Origin of the sequence: Spiroplasma chrysopicola DF-1, assembly GCF_000400935.1 — a bacterium.
Lineage (GTDB): Bacteria > Bacillota_I > Bacilli_A > Mycoplasmatales > Mycoplasmataceae > Spiroplasma > Spiroplasma chrysopicola.
The window spans coordinates 516,654-537,858 of sequence record NC_021280.1; the positions used below are offsets into that span (position 1 = coordinate 516,654).

Annotated in this window: 24 protein-coding genes; 2 read left to right on the forward strand and 22 right to left on the reverse strand. The window is 27.2% G+C overall.

Translation table 4 applies throughout. The features are described from left to right. Positions 1 to 10 precede the first annotated feature (10 nt). Positions 11 to 475 (reverse strand): CinA family protein, encoded by a 465-nt coding sequence (locus tag SCHRY_RS02365; RefSeq protein WP_016338868.1) that lies wholly within the window; start codon positions 473 to 475, stop codon positions 11 to 13. 97 nt (positions 476 to 572) lie between these two features. Between SCHRY_RS02365 and pgsA the strand changes: the two genes are divergently transcribed. Together pgsA and SCHRY_RS02375 are read left to right on the forward strand one after the other, a co-directional pair. Next, positions 573 to 1,274, forward strand: coding sequence for a CDP-diacylglycerol--glycerol-3-phosphate 3-phosphatidyltransferase (pgsA, locus tag SCHRY_RS02370; RefSeq protein ID WP_016338869.1), 702 nt, complete (start codon positions 573 to 575; stop codon positions 1,272 to 1,274). A 1-nt stretch (position 1,275) separates the two neighbouring features. Then, on the forward strand, positions 1,276 to 2,082 hold the full coding sequence (locus SCHRY_RS02375; protein ID WP_016338870.1) for an SDR family NAD(P)-dependent oxidoreductase: 807 nt from the start codon (positions 1,276 to 1,278) through the stop codon (positions 2,080 to 2,082). 31 nt (positions 2,083 to 2,113) lie between these two features. Here the strand turns inward: SCHRY_RS02375 and SCHRY_RS05540 are convergent, their stop codons facing one another. The 21 genes from SCHRY_RS05540 to SCHRY_RS02475 all read right to left on the reverse strand — a co-directional run bounded on the left by SCHRY_RS05540 (position 2,114) and on the right by SCHRY_RS02475 (position 21,194). Then, positions 2,114 to 2,638 carry an IS3 family transposase gene (locus SCHRY_RS05540; RefSeq protein WP_236607990.1) on the reverse strand — a complete coding sequence of 175 codons (525 nt, stop codon included), beginning with the start codon at positions 2,636 to 2,638 and terminating at the stop codon, positions 2,114 to 2,116. A gap of 19 nt (positions 2,639 to 2,657) precedes the next feature. After that, entirely contained in the window at positions 2,658 to 3,017 is a 360-nt protein-coding gene (locus SCHRY_RS05545) for a hypothetical protein (protein ID WP_236608002.1), read from the reverse strand. A 110-nt stretch (positions 3,018 to 3,127) separates the two neighbouring features. Further along, positions 3,128 to 5,107 (reverse strand): lipoprotein, encoded by a 1,980-nt coding sequence (locus tag SCHRY_RS05260; protein WP_016338871.1) that lies wholly within the window; start codon positions 5,105 to 5,107, stop codon positions 3,128 to 3,130. A 68-nt stretch (positions 5,108 to 5,175) separates the two neighbouring features. After that, entirely contained in the window at positions 5,176 to 5,883 is a 708-nt protein-coding gene (locus tag SCHRY_RS02390; protein WP_016338872.1) for a hypothetical protein, read from the reverse strand. Positions 5,884 to 6,303: 420 nt separating this feature from the next. Next, entirely contained in the window at positions 6,304 to 8,391 is a 2,088-nt protein-coding gene (locus tag SCHRY_RS02395; RefSeq protein ID WP_016338873.1) for a ligand-binding sensor domain-containing protein, read from the reverse strand. A gap of 417 nt (positions 8,392 to 8,808) precedes the next feature. After that, a complete protein-coding gene (locus tag SCHRY_RS02400; protein ID WP_016338874.1) occupies positions 8,809 to 8,997 on the reverse strand; it encodes a hypothetical protein in 189 nt (62 codons plus the stop codon). 223 nt (positions 8,998 to 9,220) lie between these two features. Beyond that, complete coding sequence (locus SCHRY_RS02405; RefSeq protein ID WP_016338875.1) at positions 9,221 to 9,778, reverse strand: hypothetical protein; 558 nt, start codon at positions 9,776 to 9,778, stop codon at positions 9,221 to 9,223. Between the two features lie 148 nt (positions 9,779 to 9,926). Continuing rightward, the gene (locus SCHRY_RS05550; RefSeq protein ID WP_016338876.1) at positions 9,927 to 10,166 is read right to left on the reverse strand and encodes a hypothetical protein; all 240 of its coding nucleotides are present in this window, start codon (positions 10,164 to 10,166) and stop codon (positions 9,927 to 9,929) included. A 36-nt stretch (positions 10,167 to 10,202) separates the two neighbouring features. Beyond that, positions 10,203 to 10,364, reverse strand: a complete 162-nt coding sequence (locus SCHRY_RS05555) for a TraM recognition domain-containing protein (RefSeq protein WP_330217199.1) — start codon at positions 10,362 to 10,364, stop codon at positions 10,203 to 10,205. Between the two features lie 9 nt (positions 10,365 to 10,373). Next, positions 10,374 to 10,688 carry a type IV secretory system conjugative DNA transfer family protein gene (locus SCHRY_RS05560; RefSeq protein WP_236608003.1) on the reverse strand — a complete coding sequence of 105 codons (315 nt, stop codon included), beginning with the start codon at positions 10,686 to 10,688 and terminating at the stop codon, positions 10,374 to 10,376. Positions 10,689 to 11,010: 322 nt separating this feature from the next. Then, positions 11,011 to 12,072, reverse strand: a complete 1,062-nt coding sequence (locus SCHRY_RS02420; protein ID WP_016338879.1) for a glycosyl hydrolase family 18 protein — start codon at positions 12,070 to 12,072, stop codon at positions 11,011 to 11,013. 469 nt (positions 12,073 to 12,541) lie between these two features. Continuing rightward, entirely contained in the window at positions 12,542 to 12,844 is a 303-nt protein-coding gene (locus SCHRY_RS02425) for a hypothetical protein (protein ID WP_041611870.1), read from the reverse strand. Between the two features lie 90 nt (positions 12,845 to 12,934). Further along, entirely contained in the window at positions 12,935 to 14,830 is a 1,896-nt protein-coding gene (locus SCHRY_RS02430; protein ID WP_016338881.1) for a PTS transporter subunit EIIC, read from the reverse strand. A gap of 56 nt (positions 14,831 to 14,886) precedes the next feature. Next, positions 14,887 to 15,210 (reverse strand): hypothetical protein, encoded by a 324-nt coding sequence (locus SCHRY_RS02435; RefSeq protein ID WP_016338882.1) that lies wholly within the window; start codon positions 15,208 to 15,210, stop codon positions 14,887 to 14,889. 104 nt (positions 15,211 to 15,314) lie between these two features. Then, positions 15,315 to 15,647, reverse strand: coding sequence for a hypothetical protein (locus SCHRY_RS02440; RefSeq protein ID WP_016338883.1), 333 nt, complete (start codon positions 15,645 to 15,647; stop codon positions 15,315 to 15,317). Positions 15,648 to 15,915: 268 nt separating this feature from the next. Continuing rightward, complete coding sequence (locus SCHRY_RS02445) at positions 15,916 to 16,419, reverse strand: thiol peroxidase (RefSeq protein ID WP_016338884.1); 504 nt, start codon at positions 16,417 to 16,419, stop codon at positions 15,916 to 15,918. A 61-nt stretch (positions 16,420 to 16,480) separates the two neighbouring features. Beyond that, entirely contained in the window at positions 16,481 to 17,284 is an 804-nt protein-coding gene (locus tag SCHRY_RS02450; protein ID WP_016338885.1) for a TlyA family RNA methyltransferase, read from the reverse strand. A gap of 14 nt (positions 17,285 to 17,298) precedes the next feature. Continuing rightward, on the reverse strand, positions 17,299 to 17,790 hold the full coding sequence (locus SCHRY_RS02455) for a hypothetical protein (RefSeq protein ID WP_016338886.1): 492 nt from the start codon (positions 17,788 to 17,790) through the stop codon (positions 17,299 to 17,301). 100 nt (positions 17,791 to 17,890) lie between these two features. Then, entirely contained in the window at positions 17,891 to 18,661 is a 771-nt protein-coding gene (locus SCHRY_RS02460) for a hypothetical protein (protein ID WP_016338887.1), read from the reverse strand. Between the two features lie 138 nt (positions 18,662 to 18,799). Then, positions 18,800 to 19,852: a ligand-binding sensor domain-containing protein gene (locus tag SCHRY_RS02465; RefSeq protein WP_016338888.1), complete on the reverse strand. Its 1,053-nt coding sequence runs from the start codon at positions 19,850 to 19,852 to the stop codon at positions 18,800 to 18,802. Positions 19,853 to 20,198: 346 nt separating this feature from the next. Beyond that, a complete protein-coding gene (locus SCHRY_RS02475; protein WP_016338889.1) occupies positions 20,199 to 21,194 on the reverse strand; it encodes an ABC transporter ATP-binding protein in 996 nt (331 codons plus the stop codon). Positions 21,195 to 21,205 lie beyond the last annotated feature (11 nt).

The following is a 21,205-nucleotide window of genomic DNA, read 5'->3' on the forward strand; positions in this document are numbered from 1 at the left end:
TTTCATTTAATTATTTAATTATTTCTAATAAGATACTCAATGCTTTTTCAACAGCAAGTTTTTTAATTGTAATTCTATCAAGATGAGAGTTTAATAGTAATTTTTCAACTAATAAGGTTGAATGATATTTAATCCCAATAAAAACAAGACCAATTGGTAAGTTATCAAGAGCCGTTGGCCCAGCATTACCAGTAAAACTAACAGCAATATCAGTTTTAAATTGGTTTTGACATTTTTCAGCCATTGCCGTTGCGACTTGTGATGACACAACACCATATTTTTGGATTATTTTCTTACTAACTTTGCCATTTTTGGTTTTAACATGATTACTATACGTTATAAGTCCCCCAGGGAATACTTTACTAGCATTTGGGACATTCGTAATTGTATTTGCAAATAATCCCCCAGTAATTGATTCATAACTAGCTAATGTCAAATTGTGTTTTAATAATAATGCGACAATTTCTTTTTCCATTTATTTTATCTCCTTAAATCGCTTTTCTTTATTTTTTTTAATTATATAATATAATAGTAAAAGTAAAATAAAAAGTACAGAAAAGAGGAAAAATTCAATGAATTGAGCTAATCGTATCACTTTAATTAGGTTATTTTTAGTACCAGTAATAATTGTTTTAATGTTATTATATCCATTTTCAAATGCCTTATATGCTGGATGGACCGATGTGATTGTTATTAAGGTTAATGATAGTGTTACCTATACGTTACCTTATGCATATTTAGTGGCAGGTATTATTTTTATTATTGCTAGTTTAACTGATTTTTTAGACGGCTATATTGCTCGTCACTATAATCAAGTAACTACTTTTGGGAAATTTTTTGATTCAATTGCAGATAAACTATTAACAAATACTGTTTTAATTGTTTTCGCATGTGCTAATATTTTGCCCGTTTGAATTGTTGTGCTTTTATTAGGGCGTGATTTAATTATTGATGTTGTCCGCCAAATTTTAGCTAGCAAAAAAGTTGTAATGGCAGCAAATTGATGAGGAAAAGTTAAGGCAGCCGTTGAAATGTTTGAAATGTCAATGTTATTTTTTGTTGGTTTTCAAATGTTTAATGGCCAAATTCATGGTCATGGTCAATGAGATGAATTTGGTTGAATTAATCAAGTGATTCTGATTCCAATGTATTTAGCAACGCTATTATCATTGTATTCAGCAGGAAATTATATTTATTTAAATCGTAAAATGTTATTTGATATTACAACTGTTAACAATAAGCCAAAATTACCGGAACAAAAGGAAAATAACTAAAATGGCAAAACAAAAAATTGCTAATCAATGAGCAATTGTAACAGGAGCAAGTAAAGGGTTAGGATATGCTTATTGCCAAGAACTATTTGAAAAAGGCTATCACGTTATAGCTGTTGCTCGTAATTGTGAACCAGTTGGAAAATTAGCTAAAAAATATCCTGATCAAAAAGTAAAATTATTAAATTTAGATTTAAGTAAAACAGCTAATGTTTATCAATTAGCGCAAGAAACAAAAAACGAAAATGTGACATGTTTAATTAATAATGCTGGATATGGTGTCTGAGGTTATTTTAAAGATTCTGATTTAGAACAAGAATTAAATATGATTGATTTAGATATTAAAGCTTTACATATTTTAACAAAGCTATTCGTACAACGTTTTGCCGAAAATGGTGTTGGACGAATTATTAATGTTGGTAGTTTAGCTGCATTTACTCCTGGCCCAGTTTTTGCTAGTTATTATGCGGCTAAAGCCTATGTTTGAAGTTTAGGCGTTGCTGTTAATACGGAACTGAAAAAAACAAAATCACCAGTTCGTGTTATTACAGTTTGTCCCGGACCATTAAAAACTGATTTTTGAAATCGTAGTAGTAATCAAAGTGATGCTAATTATCATTCAACAGTAAAAGTAATGTCAACGCAAAAATATGCTCATAAAAGTTTAACCAAAGCTTTAAAAGTTAAGAAAAAAAATTATCTTATCACAGGAGCAACAAATAAATTTGTTAAAAAATTAACAAAATATGTTCCCCAGAGTTGAGTTTTAACATCAGTTTATAACTATCAAAGGAAACGAAAAGAAAAATAAGTTCATTGAATATGTCAAGAAAAATAGACAATTAAAAAGTTACTTGAAGGGATGATTTTCTGTATTGAACAGGACTCATTCCTTTTAATTTGGCTTGTGGTCTAAAATTATTGTAAAAATAGATATATTTAGGTAGATTTTCAATAATTCATTTGGCTGTTCGTTTTTTTCTTTTTATATGATATAAAAATTCAGTTTTCATAGTACCAAATCATGATTCTGTATGGGCATTATCATAAGAGTTTCCACGTCTGGACATTGAAATCGTAATTCCAAGATAATTGCATAATTTTTCATAATCAGAATTTGTATAATGAAAACCTTGATCTGATTGTAGAACTCAAGTTGATGGCTTTCCAGCTTTTACTCAAGAATTAATTATGTTTTTAAAGACAAATTCTTTTTCTAAATTATTACTGATTTGGTAGTCCAAAATTTCATTAGTATGAAAGTCTTTTACTATTGATAAAAAATAGGTTTTGTCGCTTGTTAATAAATATGTTATGTCTGTTCCTATTTTTTGATTAATATCTGTGGTTGAAAAATCTTGATTCATGATATTTTCATGTCTTTTGTTACCAGAATTTAATCTTGTATTTTTTCTTTAAGGACCAAATCGTTTGAAATTTCTTCTTTTTCGATTTGGGCAAGGACTTTTTTACATCTTGAATCATTTCAATATACTCAATTAATTCTTTTTTTGTCATTAATTCAAAATTAAGATTTTTTGGACGCCCTGGTCGACGAATTCCTTTAGATTGTAGACCATTTCCTGGTTCTAACGCTTTTTCTCCACTAATTTTAACTGCCTTTTTTCAACGAGATAAAGTTGGTGTTGAAATTTCAAATTTTTTAATTGTTTTTGCTCAACCATTTTCTTTGTAATATTTTAAAATATTAAGTTTTTCGTTTTTTGTAAATCATTTTGTTCCCATAATAAAAGAATACCTTTTAATAAAATTATGACACATAAGTAACTTTTTATGTGTCTAATTTATTTTAGGTATTCACATATGAACTTATTTTTTTAGTATTGTTTTTAAATTTATGCTGTTGTAAATTTAACAGTTGTTGTTCCAAAATATTGTGATATAAATCCTGTTGCATCAATTGTTGCCGATTTTTTGTCATCACTTATTTTAACACTAACATCGGTGGAAAGTTTTAGAGATAATTTAAATTGGACATTAATTGCATTAATAATACTTGCTGAATTAGCTGCTACAATTTTTCCTAAATCAGAGTTAGGTGGAATTAATTTTGCAATATCTTGGCGATTAATTGCTTTGAAAGTAACATTGACTGAACCAGAATAGATTTGATCATAACCATCATTAAAAGGAACTATTTCTATTGTGGCATTATCATTATCATCTATTGATTTTTTAGCTACTTTAATTGACGTTTTATTAACAGTTGGATTTAAACTAATAACTTTATCTATAATATCTTGATTAAAATTTTGTAAAGTTGCTAAATCGATTTCTCCTAAATTTGTTTTTGTTATAATATTGCTTAAACTTCTTTTTTGTTCTCATGCATAATCAATTTTAATTTTTCCTTTGAATACTTCTAACTGACTTTTAATCATAAAACTATTATCAGTAATATCAGTTATTTTAAATAAACCTCAGTCACTTAGTGAATCTTCTTTAAGATTATTTTTTTTAATAAAAATAGTACCCAATTCTTCTTTAGTTAATTTTTCTTCACTGTATAATTGACCTAAATTTGTTGTTTCTAATTTAAGAATATCATTTATGTCACCATTAGTAATGTTAAAATGAACTATTATTTTATATGAAAAGACTGGATTTGTAAGCTCTTGGGCGACAATAAGACCTTTTTCATCATGATTTCTAAATAACATTGATCCAGGTTTTGGTTTTAAAATAGCACTTGTTGCTGTTAAGTCAGTAATTCAAAAATCTTCTAATAATACATCATGATATTTGTCAAGAAAATCTTTACCATAATATTTTTCAACTAAGTCAAAAACTAATTGATTTTTATTTTCTTCATTATAGTTACCAGATAAGTATTCATGAATATCATATTCTTTCCCTGTTTGTCAATCTGCCCCTTTACCATGTGTTTTAGTCATAAAGTTAGGATTTATATCATTTAAGATTTTAAAATTAAATTGGATTGTTCCTGTCATAAAAGTTTTAAAGTTATTTTTAAGGTCCGTAATATCTGCTCCAAAAACTAATGAACCTTCATAGTTTTTATTAATTTTTGCTGTTAAAACTGGATTATTAATAATTGATTCTGTTTGTTTTGCAGATTCAAATAGGATAGCAATCCCTAAATCGGTAATTTTTTGTTGGTAAAATTCAAATAATGGATTAAGGTTCCCAATAAATTCTAATAAAATAGGGAAAATAGTTGTTAAAATAGCCATAGTGCTATTATCACTGTTGATAAACTTATCAGCAAGTTCATAAGGTAAGTAAACATCATTGATGTTAGTTAAACTGGCAAAATCAGTTCAATCAAAAGCTTCATCATTAATTTCAACTTCACCTTTAAAGTCCCCTTCTTTTATTCCAGTTAAAGTTACAATGTGTTTTTCTGAATCAACATTAACTTTTACATCATTTGTTGTTAAATTAGTTTGGTTTAATAAATTAATTAATTCTAATGGTGAAACTTTATCTTTATAAGCATTATCGACACCACTAATTGGTAATGAAGTTTTTGTAATAATTTGACTAATATTATTAGTTAATCCTTCAATTTTAACTTTTTTTGAAATAAATGCTGATTTTGTTGTTGGTCCCATATAACGAATTGTTGCTTCATTTAAACCTGGTAAAAATTGGATTCTTAGTTTATCAACATTGTTTCCATCTTTTGCTAATAGTTTTTTTAATGCAAACCCATTTGGAACAGTTTGGTAGCTATCTTTAATATTGAATGTATCAATTGCACTTGTGGCATTTTTAGTTCCACATGCAACTACTGAACTTGCTCCAGAAGCAGTAATGGCAATGGTTCCTAAAATACTTAATAATTTTTTCATTTTCTTTTTCTCCTTTTTTTCTTTAAAATTAGTTTTTCTGCTGTTTTAAGATTTATTTTAGTAAATTTTTAAACTATTGGTGGTGCTACTCCTTTTTTAAAAGTATTTAAATAAAGTGACCAACGAGAACGGAAAATTAAGTTTCGAAATTTTAAAACAACTGTTTTTAAAAAAGTATTAGAAAAATAAATGATAACAGTATTTTGTGATTCAATGACAACCAGATACTCAAGATATTTTTCAACAAAATCATCAAAAGGATTAATGTTTGAAATAGTTTTAATTATTTTTAAGTATTTTTTAAAAGAAATAGTAATAATAATAGTTGTAATTAAAAAAATGATAAAACTTGAGTATAAAAAGGCAAAAAAGTAATATAGACCAAAATAAATACTATCCTCTGCTCCCAAAATAATACTAAGTAAAGAATGTTTGTGATCAAATAATTTTATGAAAAAAATAAAAAGATTAGTTATTCATAAAATTATTAATATACTATTATTGGCAATAATATTTTTTCATTCAATTTTAACCCTTGGTGATGTTAAAAAATTGTATCTTTTAATATCTTTATATAATTGAATTAATAAACTCATATACGAAATAAAAATAATAAAAATTATTATGCTATATAGCAAATTATAGGTTCAGTAAAATAAGGCTATATTATTTAGAAAAATGTTAAAAACTGCAGTTAAAATATTATTTAAAATAAATAGCGCTAAAATAATGCCAACAAACCAGCAAGACTGTTGTTTAATTTTACTGATGTTCATAGTAGTCCTCCTAGTTAATATTTTAAACTTAGTTATTATTATACTTTTTAAAATTATTTTTGCAAATTTTTAATTAACTATGGATGGAATAAATTATGTAGTTGTGGGGCAATTTTTAAATGTTTATTATAGCATTATAAGCATTTAGAAGATGAAAAATCTTATTTGCTTATATTTATTAAAACATTTTTCGAAAAAAATATAATACAAAAAAACACTAATTTTATCAATTAGTTAATAATTTTTAATACTCTTAAAACTCTAATATGTTATTTTTTTTGATATATTCTGTAATCTATAATTATCTGTAAATAATCATTTTTATCTTAATATAAAATAAAAAATCCTATTTATTAAATAGGATTAAATGCTTTAATTATCTAATTTTTTATGGTGGCAAATATTTAAAATGTTTTAGGTTTATGCATTATTTAATTGAAAAATACTTCCATCATTTGTTCCACCAAAAAGATCACCTGATGTAGTTTGAACAAAAGATAAAAGAGCATTGTATTTTTTTATATCAACTGTCGCTTTTATTGTTCCGTTATTATTTAACTGATAAATTTCCCCCCAGTGCCACATCCCAAGTAAAATTGTTCCATCTTGTAATTCAAATATGTTTCTGGGGCTATAACTTAATTTTTCTTTTTTTTCTTTTTGTTTGCCATTCATGTATAATTCATATATTATACCCGCCCCTATTATACCCGCCCCTTCAGGTCCATCTGTTGCTGCTAAAACTTTGCTATTTGATAATAAAATTAATGAATGAACAGTGCCCTCTAATTCCGTTACTGGTTCTTCACTAATACTTTTTCCTTTTGAATCTAATTGATAAATTTCTCCGTCATATCCTCCAGCTAAAATTAAGCCAGGACTAGACTCTACCATTGAATAAACATCAAATGTATTTGTTACTACCCCCATAAATGATCCATCAGGAAATAACTGATAAACTGTATGATTATTAGTTCCTACCAAAATATTACCATTTTTTTGTTTTAACATTGAGTATACTTTGAAATCATCAGGAATTCTATCATCCACAATTTTTTTATTAAATGTTCCATTCGGATATAAAAGATATAATCCATGAGTTGTCCCTACTAAAATATCCTTCTCATTGGCCAACAAAATTAAACTATTAATATTACCAGACAAATTAGTTACTGTCTTTTTGAAGGTTCCAATATTTGGATTAAAAACACGATAATTAACTTTAATTACATCATTATTTACAATATAATCTGTACTGTCCATTTTAACTTTAATTAAAGCTTGCTCACTAGTAATAGAATCTGAAACAAGTTCAATTTCATTAACATGGACTTTCGGATTTAACTTTCCAATTTTATTGATAATAGTTTCTGGTTCTTTATTTATAATATCTCCTAATTCTTTATTAGTTAAAACCTCTGATAATAGTTTTCTATTATCACTACTAAAATATAATTTTAAAGTATCATTTGGTAAATATCGGTCACTACTTTTAAGCACAGTTAATTCTGCTGTGACAGTTTTATTACTTTTTTGAATGTTTTTTTTAATCTCTACCTCATCTGTTCTTAAATCATTATTTGCCTTCTTAACTATGGTCATTAATTCTTCTGGGTCTGGGTTTTCGCCAAGATTCACATTTGGAAAACTTCGTTGCTTTACATCAGTTGCCAATGTTACAAACGTCGCTTCAAAATTAACCTCAACAGAAGAATTAGGATCATATAAACTACTTGATGATTTAACCCCCACTGTTGCTGAAATTTCGGTAACATCTTTAACATACAAGTCTTCAATTTGAACTACAGAGTTCTTTACTTTAACCGCAGCTAAAATAGTTTCTTCAACATTATTGTCAATTCCCCCTAAGTCTCTATCTTTTAAATGCTCATTCAAATTAATTCGTCAATTATAATTAGGTAATTGTCCATTAGAAATATTATTTCTAGTTGAAAAATATCATCCTAAAGACCCGCCAAGGGTTGCCAATAATAAAATAATTACCAAACCAATACTTAAAATCATTTTTTTAATCTTGGTCATATGTAATAAATTTTGGCGATTCATAATTGCCATTTGCCGATTAAAATGCTTTACAATTGAAGTACTATTTTCACTAATAAGTTTTGAAGTAATATCTTGAGTTTGTTTCTTTTTAACTACTGTTAACTCATTATTATTAGTATTATGCTCTTTAATCCGATCAATTGTTGCTTGGGATAATATCAGTCTATCATTAACAATTTTAATTTTAGATGAGCCATCACCATTATATAAATCCTCTTTTCAAAAGAAAACATAAGAATCTTTTTTGCAAAAAATAAAAGCTAGTGGAACAAGGTCATTATCATCTTCAATACTTTGATTTTTATCAACAGTACAAAGAAATACTTGCAAATCATCTAAGTCTTTTAATGCATTCTTTTTAGCAACGCTAATAACTTTCTTAAACTTATACTGACAACTATTACACATACTGTCATAAAAAACCTGCACTTTGTTTTCCATATTTAATTCACCTCCAAATGATACAATAAAAAAATAAATAACTATTATTAATTATACAGTATTTTTTGAAAAAAAAAAAAAAAAACTTGAAAAACGTTTTTTAGTTAAATTACTTGGTAAATTATAATAAATTTTAGTTTTATTGAAAAATATAAAAATCTTATTTATTAAGTTAATATTTAACATCAGGAGCATTTGATTCAGGGGGGGTGATCTGGTGTTACTATTTCAGATTCAGAATAACCAATTGTTTTATCACTTGTTGAACCAGAATGAACAAATAGTTTTAAAGTTGCAACTCCATTTTTTATATTTAAAAATTCATTTAAAATGGTATCTGATAAATCCCCTAGTGTATTTGTATGTGTTTTGGGTTTTTCATTAGGGATTTGCCAATTGTTTTAAAAAGATTGAATTTTATGGATAAAAAAATACTTCTTTTTCTGATAATCTTACCAAATATTTTGGTTTCATTATTTTAACTGTTCCGGTTATTAAAAGAACTTCTTTTGCTTCCATAGTTTTTAGAATTCTTTCTTTTTTGATTAAAAAAGAATCATAGTCTGGTATTAAATTTTGATTTGTATTCTTTAATTGATCTATCATATATTAATTTCCTCTGTACTTTCTGTAAATAAAAAACACATGCATACGATAAAAATCATAGGATGTGTCATTGGTCATCTAATGTAACATTATACCCCATTTCTTTAAAAATTACGTAGTAATTTCAGAAGCAGGATAAGAAGTGTATGCACTTTTATGGCTTCTTTCTCGGACAGCCGAAGATTAATATTCAAATTGCTTAATCATTTTTATATATAACTTTCTAAGATAGTGAATAATCTATACCTAAAATTGTTTTAAAATTTTGTTCTTTAATGGGTAAATAATCTCTTGTATGATCAAATAATTTAACCTTAAGATTAATTTTATCAACTTTATATTGTAAAATTCCTGTAAAATTACGTAAATTAGTTGCACTTATAATTAATGATACACCAATAAACTCAACATTTTTTTCATTAATTAAATTTGAAATGCTATAAATAGCTGGAGATTCTAGATATCCAGGGTCATATTCTTTATCATTGTCTCATAAAAAACCATAAGAAGGCATCCCATATAATGATACTTTTTTACCTGTATCAAAATGAATTTTTTGTAATTCTTTAAATAAATTTAACATATTTGGTAATTTAAATCCATCAATTTGACCAGGACTTAAATCAAAAGATATATCATCTATTGATTCTAAATATGATATATTTTTCTTTGAAATATCTACAATATTTTCTTTAGGATAATTTTGTTCATTAGTTGCTAATGGAATAATTGCACTGCTTATGAATGCTAATGATCCAAATAAAGATATTAAATTTTTCATTATAACAAATCCTTTTCTCTAACCCACCCAAAGCCCTACCTATTATTTATAAATAATATCTGGTCTAACTATTAATATAAATTTTTATTATTCTTATATCTTGTAATTTATTTTACTACTAATTTTATTTTACACATAAAAACAAGATTTATTTCAAATCTTGTATATTTTTATTAATTAAATTTTTGTTTTTTTCTTTATTTATTTTGATTTGGATATTATGGTACTTTTCAACAATTTCACGTTCTTCTTTTATTCTTTCACTTGGTGATTTAGTTAGTAAACTTGTAACATTTGGTAAGTCTACTTTTGCCTTGTTTTGTAAAATTTCTCTTTCGGTTTCATTTTTGATTAAACTATCAATATTTACTATTTGATTACCTAACATTTTTGAATGTATGTCTGCAGTTTGTGTATCGTTTATTTAAATATAAATACTCAAGTTACAGTTATAATGAATAATTCCCCGATTTTCTTGCCCATATGTTTGATCTAATTGTAAGAAATCTTGTAAAATAAGTAAGAAAAACATGTCTCGGCTTCGAGCGACGGTCACAAATCCTTGAAAGTTTGGAATCATAGGTATGTTCTCAAATTAATCTAAATAGAATTGGATATCTCTTGGCAAACGTTTGTTAGGTTGGGAATTTGCAACTAAAACATTTGCTTTGTATAGTTGCAAAGCAAATAAACTGGCAAGAATGTGGTGATTAGTTTTTTCGTCAGGAATGATTAAAAATAATGCTTTTGGTTTATCAGTAAAATTAAATAGATTAATGTCATTTTTACAGGCAATTTTCTTAATTCCGATATCATGATAAATCTGTAAGTCACGATCTAAATTTGAAAGAATAGAACCCAGTTCGTTATTTCCTGTTTTCAGGGCATTTAAACCCACTATTTGGGCCATTGGCTTTAAAGATAAGGATATCATTAGGAACATACTGATAATTTTATGTCATAGCTAATCCCAAGAATTATGTATATATACGATTTAAGCAGTAAAAAAACTGAAATTATTCAGTATTCTAAAATGTTTATAAAATATGGGTTTCCCAACAACCACTTTTTTATTTGGGCATTAACTATTAATCAAAATAATGGAGTAAATATAATAGTAATAAAATAATAAATGAATAACTAAAATAAAATAGACACATAAAAAGTTAGTTATGTGTCTATTTTATTTTAGTTATTCATAATAGTTTACTTTTATTATTAATTTAATAAGTTTATTGGTAAAATTCATTTAAGTAAATATCTCTAAATCAGTAGTTAGTATTTTTATCTCAGTTTACTGATCAAGTCATTAATCCTTTGACAAAAATGTTTTTAGCTTTTAAGTAATTTGTTGCTTTTGCAATGTCGCCAGTTTGAACCTGACCGTTATTAGCAGCATCAATATTTGAAGGTAATCCCATCACTAATTTATCAGCATCAATTTGATAGAAGTTATCTTTTCCTTCAACAATATATTTGCTAATTAAATATAAGAATTCTGCTTTATATTCAACATTATTTTGTGCTAGTCAATATAAGTTTAAGTTTAATTCAGCACGATCTTCATCTTGAACATTAACCCCATCACCAGCTTGATTATAAAACTGCGGATTGATTCAGTCGTAATATCCTTCAAGTGATTCCAAATATTTAATGTAATCACCAAAAGCCGCATTAGTTTTTAAGTATGGAAATTCTGGGGCCATTGTGATGTAAAAATGTTTTCCTTGTGCTTGATAATAGTTTTTAACATATTTTAAAGCATTTGGAATAACTATTTCGTTATCACTAGCATTGATGGCCGCTTGTTCTAAATCAATGTCTAATCCATCAAAATCGTATTTATCAGTTAATTCAATAATTTTATCAATAAAGTTTTGAGTATCAGCTGTTTTTAAATCCACATGAGCATCTGCTCCTCCTAAGGATAAAATAACTTTTTGCCCACGAGAATGTAATATATCAATTTCTTTAACAAAAAAAGCATTTTTTTGTTCTTGCGTCATTTCTGGGTGACTTGCAACTAATGGTGTAAAATCAGGCAATACCCCAACTTGTTCTGAACGCATAAATGAGATATTAACAAAGTTATATTCTGTTGGGACATCTGTTAAGTTAATGTATTTTGCAAATTCCTGTGTTCATTGTGCTGATTGTGCATTATCAAAATTATGTCAGTAACCAACTAGAACTGATTTTTCTGTTTCATTAATATTATTTGTATTATTTAGTAAAGTTCCAATTGGAGTTGCTCCAAAAGCAAAAACTCCAGTTAATGATAATAATGTTTTCATAAATTTTATCCCTTTCATAGTAAAATAAATGCTTGATAAATTTATATAGACGTTATTATTTTGATAAGTAGCATTTTTAATGCTAAATTAATTGTAACTTATTTTTAAAAAAAATAACATAGCGTTTTAAATGCTATTTTATTTAAAAATAATTATTGTAACTGAAAAATTAAATTGTTTTAATAATAAATTCTTTATTAATATCACTAACTTCTTCTAATTCTGTTTCTAGTAAAATTTTATCTATATCTTTTTTAGTATTTTCTGGTTCTTTAATTGTAAATGATACTGTTACTGTGCTGTCAGGTTTGTAGTTAGTACTATCTTCTTTTGTTTTGATATTTGCTTCTGTTTCACTAACAGTTCCGTCTAGTTCGATTTGATTGATATCAACGCCTTTGTTTGTTACTTTAATGGCATCCAGGATTGTTTGCGGTTGATTGTTTGCAAGTTCACCTAAAGTTTTTAATTAAATCAAATCATTTAAATCTTTCTTTAACTCAAATTCTATTTCAATTCCTTTATCATTTGGTAAATAAAATTGGCTATCTTTAATTGGCATGATTGTAGCTTTTGTTTCTGTAATATTTACAATTGCAATGTCTGACATGATAAGATTTTTATTTTTAAGATTTTCACGAATAGTAGAATCAGAATTATCATTAATTTTTTCTAGTATTGTTACTTTTAAATCTGTTGCTAATTCTTTTTTGACAATATATTCAAAAATTATTAATAACAAATTTAAGAGAAAATAGTAATTAAAATTCAACTTGTTTTGGTTTTTTTAAAAATAATAAAGAAAAAACCGATAATTTTATCGGTTTTTAAACAAATAAAGTGGTAATTTAATTTTTTAAAATTATTTCCCTGAAATTTTTGAAAGTTCTTTTGCCACGGATTCAACATAAACTCCAACAATAATTTGGATTCCTTTGTTTTTTGAAACTAGAACTAAACCAGCAACACCTGTATCTTTAATTTTTTGTTGATCAATAATCGTGTTATCTTTTACTGTTAAACGTAAACGTGTCATACAGTTATCAACTTTTTCTAGGTTATCATGACCAATTGCATCATAGATTACTTTGGCCATTTTTGCTGCTCCTTCTGGATCTTTTTTCAAGTCAAATCTTGTTGCGATAGTTGTTGAGGCACTTGCCATAACAGGCCCAGCACTAGTAGCTAATTGAATATTTTCTTCTTTTTTCTTTTTATTTGCATGTTTTTCAACTGTTTTCCCCAATTTTTTAGCAATTACAGCGGCTTGTTCTTCACGCCCTGGAGTTGCTAAGTTTAGTTTTTTAATTAATCATTTAAATGAGAAGAAGTATACTGCTCCTTCTGCAATACCAATTGGCAGAATCATTAACGGATTTCCTAAGACTTTGTAAACTGGGTTTTGTAATGTTCCTGAAATTGTTGACATATCTCATGATGTTTTGATTGAGACAGCTCAGTCAACAAATCCAGCTGAGAATCCAAATCCGGCACGAATTCCAAATCCAACAGTAATTGCTGCAAATACTCCAGTAATTAAGGCATGTAGTCCTAATAAGATTGGTGCTAAGAAGATAAATGAGAATTCAATTGGTTCTGTAACCCCTGTTAAGAATGAGATTCCAGCTGATGATCCTAAGATTCCGGCTACTTCAGCACGTTTTCCTTTATCTTCAACTGATAAAATCATTGCAGCACAAGCGGCTGGTAACCCAAACATCATCATTGGGAAGAATCCTGTTTGGAAGATTCCACTTCCTCCAGCTAAACCAAATTTAGCATCAGCATATAATTGCCCTAAAAAGGCATTAATATCACCATTCATGGTTTCAACAATTCCAGTACTATTTCAACCATCAATAATTGGTATACCATTTTCAACATGATAAACTGCTCATTGTAATACTCCATCTGTAATTTGTCATAATGGAACACCATTCATTGACATTAAGTGTCCAACAATTGGTTGTTGGAATCATAAATAAGTATTTAATACTTGGTGTAATCCAAATGGAATTAATAAACGGTTAAATATTCCGTAGAAGAATGCCCCAAGGGGTGGGATTGCGCCTAAACCATATCCTAAGTATTGCAACGCAAGTTGTAATCATGGTCATACAGCAGCAATAACAAATCCTCCTAATAAAAAGAAGAAGACTGTAACCATTGGGACAAAACGACGTCCTGAGAAGAATCCTAAAGCGGCTGGTAATTTAACATCTTGGTAGCGGTTATAAATTAGCGCAACACAAGATCCAGCTAATATACCTCCGAAGACTCCCATATCAATATTGTATTTTGCTCCATAAGTTCCATCCGCTGCTTTTGAATTAAAATCAAAAACATATAGAATTTGTGAATGCATTTCTGTCCATTTTGCTTCCCCATTAAAGTTACCAATTGGTTCATAGCTTTTCATAACATTGCTATAGTATAGTTGTGGAATGATTGCCATTAATCCTGTGATTACAGCTCATCCAAAGAAGGCAACTAACGCTGCTTCTCCTCGGAAGTCTTTTGCCATTCCAAATCCTAACCCAATGGCGAATAAAGGTGCAAGGTTATTTAAGGCAGCAGATCCTACTGCATTAAAAATTGCCCCAACATATCAAATCCCAGCAAGTGATCCTGTTTGTGTTAACGCAGAATTCAAACTACTATCGGTCATTAATACCCCTATCCGTACTAATAAGGCTGCAACTGGTAATACAACAATTGGAAACTGTAATGCTTTACCCAATTTTTGTAAATATTGCATAGATTTTTTTCCTTTCTTATAGAATAAATATTAATTATAAAATAGTTGTAAATATTTTATTGCATTGCAATCTGAATCACGGTGATTATTCCGACAACTAAAGCAATGGCAAACAATGATGATAAAATTAAAAAAATATTTCCTTTAATTTCTGTCACAATTCCCCGTTCTTTAGTTGCAACAAGTGAACCAGCACGATTGTTGCGAATTTTTTTTCTTCATCAAAAAAAATGTAATAGTAAAAAAAGCACAATAAAAAATATGCTTACTGCAACGACTGAACCTCATATAATCATTAATGTTTGTGAATCTAAATCACCACTATTAAGTGAAGTATTTGTTGGGGTTAAATTGGTCATTGAATAAAATATTTTTAACATAGCTTTCCTTTTTTTCTTAATGATATATTTTTAACTATTTATAAAAAAATTATAACAAAAAAATTAAATAAATTTAATTTTTTAAAGAATAATTTTCTAGAAAATTATTTTTGACTGTACTTAATCATTTGACCTTTTTTTGGCCCTTTTGAAGTTGGAGGTAAAACTTCATGATTATGTTGTGAAATAAAAATAAATGAATGACTTGATTTAATACAATTTGGTGTTACACAATGTAATTTATATTTACAGGGTTTTGTTCGGCAAAAATACATTTGCTGTTCACAAAATGGGCATTTAGTAATTGCTACTTGGCCATCTTGGAGGTTGTTACATTTTTCGCATTCTTTGGCATGTTGTTCGCAACCTACTAATACTGTATCAGGCATTGGAATTTTGCTTTTTGTTAGATCTTTATTTTTTTCTTCCGGTTTCATAAGATATTTCCTTTCCTTGTAATACAAAAATAATTTTTATCGTTATTTTGTTATTTGGTCCAAAACATTTTTAACATTAAAATTATTATAAATCTTGATTACAATTAAAATCTAACTTTTTTTTGTCTTAAAAACAATTAGAATTTTTAAAATTCTGACTTTTTAAAGTTTATTTTGGTTTATTTTGAAAAATTATAAAATCATAAAGCACAAAAATGATAAGAACAATACTATTTTTGTTCTTATCACTATATTTTTACTGTTTTTACTACTTTATTGTTGCCAAGAAATCATATACTTCTTGATAATTTGGTTCTGATGTTACTGGGGAAACAATTTGTAAATAAATTACTTTATTTTCATGATCTAAGACAAGGACACTTCGAATTAATAAATTAATAAAATCAAAGTATAGTTTTGTTTTGTTTCCAAAATCACGATAGTTTGCATCACTTAACAATAAATGTTGAGGGTGAAGAAAGCTTTCACAACCACGATTTAAAGCAAATGGAAGATCACGTGAAATGGTAATTAATTGAATGTCAGGATATTTTTCTAAGATTGTTTTGTTAAATTGGGTTGTTTGTAATAAACAAACACTAGTATCTATACTTGGGATTGTGGAAATAACTTTGTATTTGTTCTCAATAGTATTTAAATCAAAGTCTTCTAAATTGGTTGTTTCAGCGATAAAAGATAGTTTATCACCAACTTTAATATGGTTGTTACTAATTTTTTCAAAAACGTTTCCTACTAATGTGCCTTTAGCCATTTTTTACCTCATTTCTTATCTTAATGTAAATATTATAATACAAAATGACCACTTTAAGCGGTTATTTTAATTTTTTTCAGGCAGTATTAATAACATTTTTAATCATTTCGTTAGAAATATGATTGACCGGATTAACTGTTCGTTGCAGTAACGCAATAAATTCAATGTTTGCTTTTTTATTGCCAAGAATTGGGGAATAATCTAATTGTAAAACACTAAAATCATTTGTTAAAGCCAAGTTAATAATTTTAGTAATTGTTTCAAAATGAACAGTTGGATCAGAAATCTTGCCTTGATTAACTTTTTCAATTGTTGTTTCAAATTGTGGTTTAATTAAAACTACTGAAAAATGGTTAGGTTGTAAAATATCTTTTAAGGGCGGCAAAATTTTATCTAATGAAATAAAAGAAACATCACAGCAAGCAAATTCAATTGGCTCAGAAAATAAACTAGGAGTTGCATAACGAAAGTTTGTTTTTTCGAGACTAATAACTTGGGAATGTTGCCGCAGTTTTCAGACTAGTTGATTTGTGCCAACATCAACGGCAAAAACTAATTTGGCATTATGTTGCAACAAACAATCGGTAAATCCCCCAGTTGAAGAACCAATGTCTAAACAAACTAAGTTTGTTACATCAATTTTAAAGGCTGTTAAGGCTTTATCTAATTTATCCCCTGCTCGTGAAACATATTTCATCTCTAATCCGCGTAATTTAATTTCACAGTCAAGAGGGACTAATTCTCCTGCTTTTAATGCTGGAACATTATTGACTAAAACATTATTAGCTAAAATCATGGCTTTTGCTTTTTCACGTGATTCTGCTAGGTTTCTAGTTAACATCAATTGGTCTAGACGAACTTTCACATTTTTTTCTCCTTTTAATAAAATAGTTTTTTATTTTTAGCACGGTAAAAATTCTGTTGTTTTTTAATTCGCGCTGTTCGATAAGTTTCAATAGCAATATCTTGTTGAATTAAGTGGTTAGTAATTTTTTTAAAGAAATAAGCCCCATAAGTTGTTGATCAACGTAGATCAATTTCATTATTTAGCAATTTATTTTCGACAATTTTCGTATAGTTAATGACAATATAATGACATGTTAATAGTAAATTGTTAATGTTATTATATTTAAACATATAATAATCGGTTTTTGGTAATTGGAGGGATGTAATTAAACTAACTAAGTTCTTTGGTACAACTAATTGTTGATTATCAAGATCAACTTCAACCTCAGTTGGATGTCATAATGGGATATAATGAATTTTTGCTTTGAGACGAAATAACTCGCGACGAGTACTGCTAGTAATTCGCCATTTTTTTGCTCATTTATTATTGGCCCAGTTATAATATTTGATATAATCTTTTTCCATACTTTCACCCCTAGTATTTATAGTAATTATACCAGAAATTAAGGTCTAAAAACAGCTGACTCCAAAGTTATCGAACAAGAAAAAAAGACTCTTGCAAGTCTTATTTATTTCTATTTCACTTATGTTTATTATTAAATAAATTATGAAGTTTAAAGACCCCAAATAATCTTTTAATAAAATCTGTGAATTTATTTGATCTTCGCTTTGTTGGGTAATATTCTGGTCCTGTTGTTGGATCAATTCTTCCTGACCATTCTTTTTCAGCTAAAGTGTTTAAAAAAGTGGCTTTATTAAATTTTTCAACAACTGGTGTTGGTTTAACAATTGGTTCTTTTTTAACAACAGGTTCTAACTTTTGTTCAACGTTAAAGGTTGGACGTAGATCAGCTTTAATTTCAACTGGTTTAGCATTAATAACTTTTGGTTTTACTGGTTTATTAATTACTGGAGTAACTTTTTTTGGTTTTGTTATTTTTGGTGTTACTTTAACAACTGGTTGCTCTTGAACAATCGGTTTAGTAACTGCTACTTTAACTGCTGGTTTGGTAATTTTTGGCTTTTCCATTAATTGTTTTTCAGGAGTACTTAGAATTGTGTCATATTTTTTATTAACAAAATTATCTCCTTTTTTATTAGTTTTTGACAAATCATTGCGTAATAAAGCACTATATTGTTCACGTTTTTGATCAACTGAATAGTTGGCCATCAGTTTTTTAACCATATCTCCCTTTAAATTAGCATTATTATGACGAATTAATTTTTCTAACGTAACAGCTGTAATTTTTTTGTCTAATAAGTGAGCTGGTGTTTTTAAATTAGCATCTTGATAATTTTGCTCTTTAAAGTTGTTTTGTTTTGATGAAGTTGCCATTTTTATACTCCTCTTTTATTTTAAAAAATTTTATATGAAAATATTATAGCAATTTTACAACTAAAATACAAATTTTATAGGATTAAGGGGTGAATAACCCCATTTTTTTTTTTTTTTTTGATAAATAATAAATAAAAGTTATTTACTATTTAAAATAAAGACATCGCCAATTCCAGACCCTATAAAAATATCGCCATTCTTAATTTGAACAATTGCTAAGATAGCTCCAGTAATTGTTTCATTATTTGGTTGTTTAACTTTTATATTCGCGTTATTCTTTAAATTTATTTGGTAAATTGACCCTTTATCAGTTCCTCCTAACATAATGTTATTTTCTGATGCTAATGTTATTAAACTTGTAAATGGTAAGTAATATGGTAATATATCAACTATTTCTCAATTTTTATTTAATTTATAAATTATTCCATTAGCCGTTACAACTAAAATATAATCATTGTTTTCTATTATGGACCTTACTAATGATTTTAGTTGGTGGTCAATTATTTTTTTAGTAATTTTTCCATCATAGTTTAGTTCATAAATTGTTCCATCTTCAGTGCCGGCTAAAATATGGTTATTTGATATTTCTGTAATTGCAGTAACATTTAAAGAGAACTCTTCATTATTTTCGTTATTTAATGGTTTTTTTATTTCCCCATCTCAAGTTAATTCATAATTTTTTTTATTAACAGCCCCAAACAAACGGTTGTTACTGAATTGGACCATTGCAGTAATTGCTGAATTGAATGGAGTTTTTTTATCATTAATGTTTCCATTATCATCTAGGAAAAAAATATCACCATTATTTGTCCCAACTAAAATATTCAAATTTGATAATTGTACTAAAGATGTAACACAACTTGCTAAATTAGCGCCATGAGCTTTGATTGTGCCAATATTCGGATTAAAACTATTATTTGGTTTTTCGGCGATACTAGAATTATTTAAAAAGTATCATCCTAAAATTCCTCCCGCTCCAGAAAGAAAAAAGGCAATTAGTAAAAAAAGAATTATTATTATACTTTTTAATTTATTAATTTTTTTTGAATAATGTGCATTTAATTGTCAACTAATTTGTTTAATTTGAAGGATGTTATTTTTATCAATTGCGGTTGGAATGTTTACGAGCGCGGTTGGTTTTAATGCAGCAGTTTTCTTTTCTAACTGTGGGCTCACAGTTTTATTTTGCATATTTTTGGATTCAATATTTTTGATTGTTTGTGCTGATAAAGTAATTTTATTATTGGAAATTGGTAACTTTAGATTTCCATCTTTAAAATATAAATTATAATTATGGAGGAAGACATAAGAATCTTTTTTACATTTAATGAAAGCTAACGGTTTTACACCTTTGTCTAATTGTAAAAAGCGATTTTTTTTTAATTTTGCATAATAAAAATTTAGTATCTCTTAAATTAATTTTATTATTTTTATTAATTTCTATCACTAATTTATTAAATTTAATTTGAGAAGTGGTACACAATTTTTTATATAATACTTTGATGGCATTGGCTTTCATAATTTATATCTCTCCGCTCTAATCAGATTCATTCTTACTATTTTGTTTTATCGCTAATTGTTTTTGTTCTAACTTAATTAAATTATCTTTTTTAATTAAAAAGTCAAAAGAAAATTCAGTTTGACCAATTTTGAAAATCTTTATTTCCTGCTGTTCAGCAAACTTTGTTACAAATTGTAAATGGAGGGGATTTTGAATAACAAAATTAATCCGCTTAGTATCTTTGTCATATCAATTTTTAACATTATTGGCTGCAAAAAACTGTAAGAATTTCTTATTATTATCAACAACAATATAATAAGTTTTATTGATATCTAAATGATCTAATGTGCCTGTTTGAATTTGGCGACCATTAATTACAAAGGTATATTCATCAATATAGTCTTTAATTTCATCTAATAAGTGTGAAGAAAAAAATACTGTCTTCCCTTTGAGGGTTAAAAATTTTAAATACTTTATCACTTTTTTTCGATTGGCAATATCTAATCCAGCTTCAGGCTCATCTAAAATCAGAATGTCAGGATTATGGACAATTCCTTGAATAATCATTACCCTTTTTTTCATTCCTGACGAAAAAGAATTAACATCTTTATTTCGATGTTCTCATAAACCAAGTGACATCATTAGGGTTCTAATTCTATGTTTTAATTCTTGGCCATAAACACCATTTGAAAACCCCATAAATTTTAAAAAATTATAGGCTGATATTTTTTCGGGAAAAGTAATGAATTCTGGGACATAACCAATCTTTTTTTTCACTTCAAGGTCTTTGATATCTTTGCCCAAAATTTTAATAATTCCATAATGTTTAGCATATCCCCCAATTAAAGATTTGATAAAAACTGTTTTTCCACTTCCAGAAGCACCAATAATGGCATGCATTTTCCCGGATGTAACTTTAAAATTAAAAGGCCCAATTATCATTGCTTTAAAAAATTGTTTAAACTGTTTAACATAAATAGCGTAATCATTATCATTATTACTTTTTTTAGTTTGTAAAATTAATTTATTCATAATATAATCCC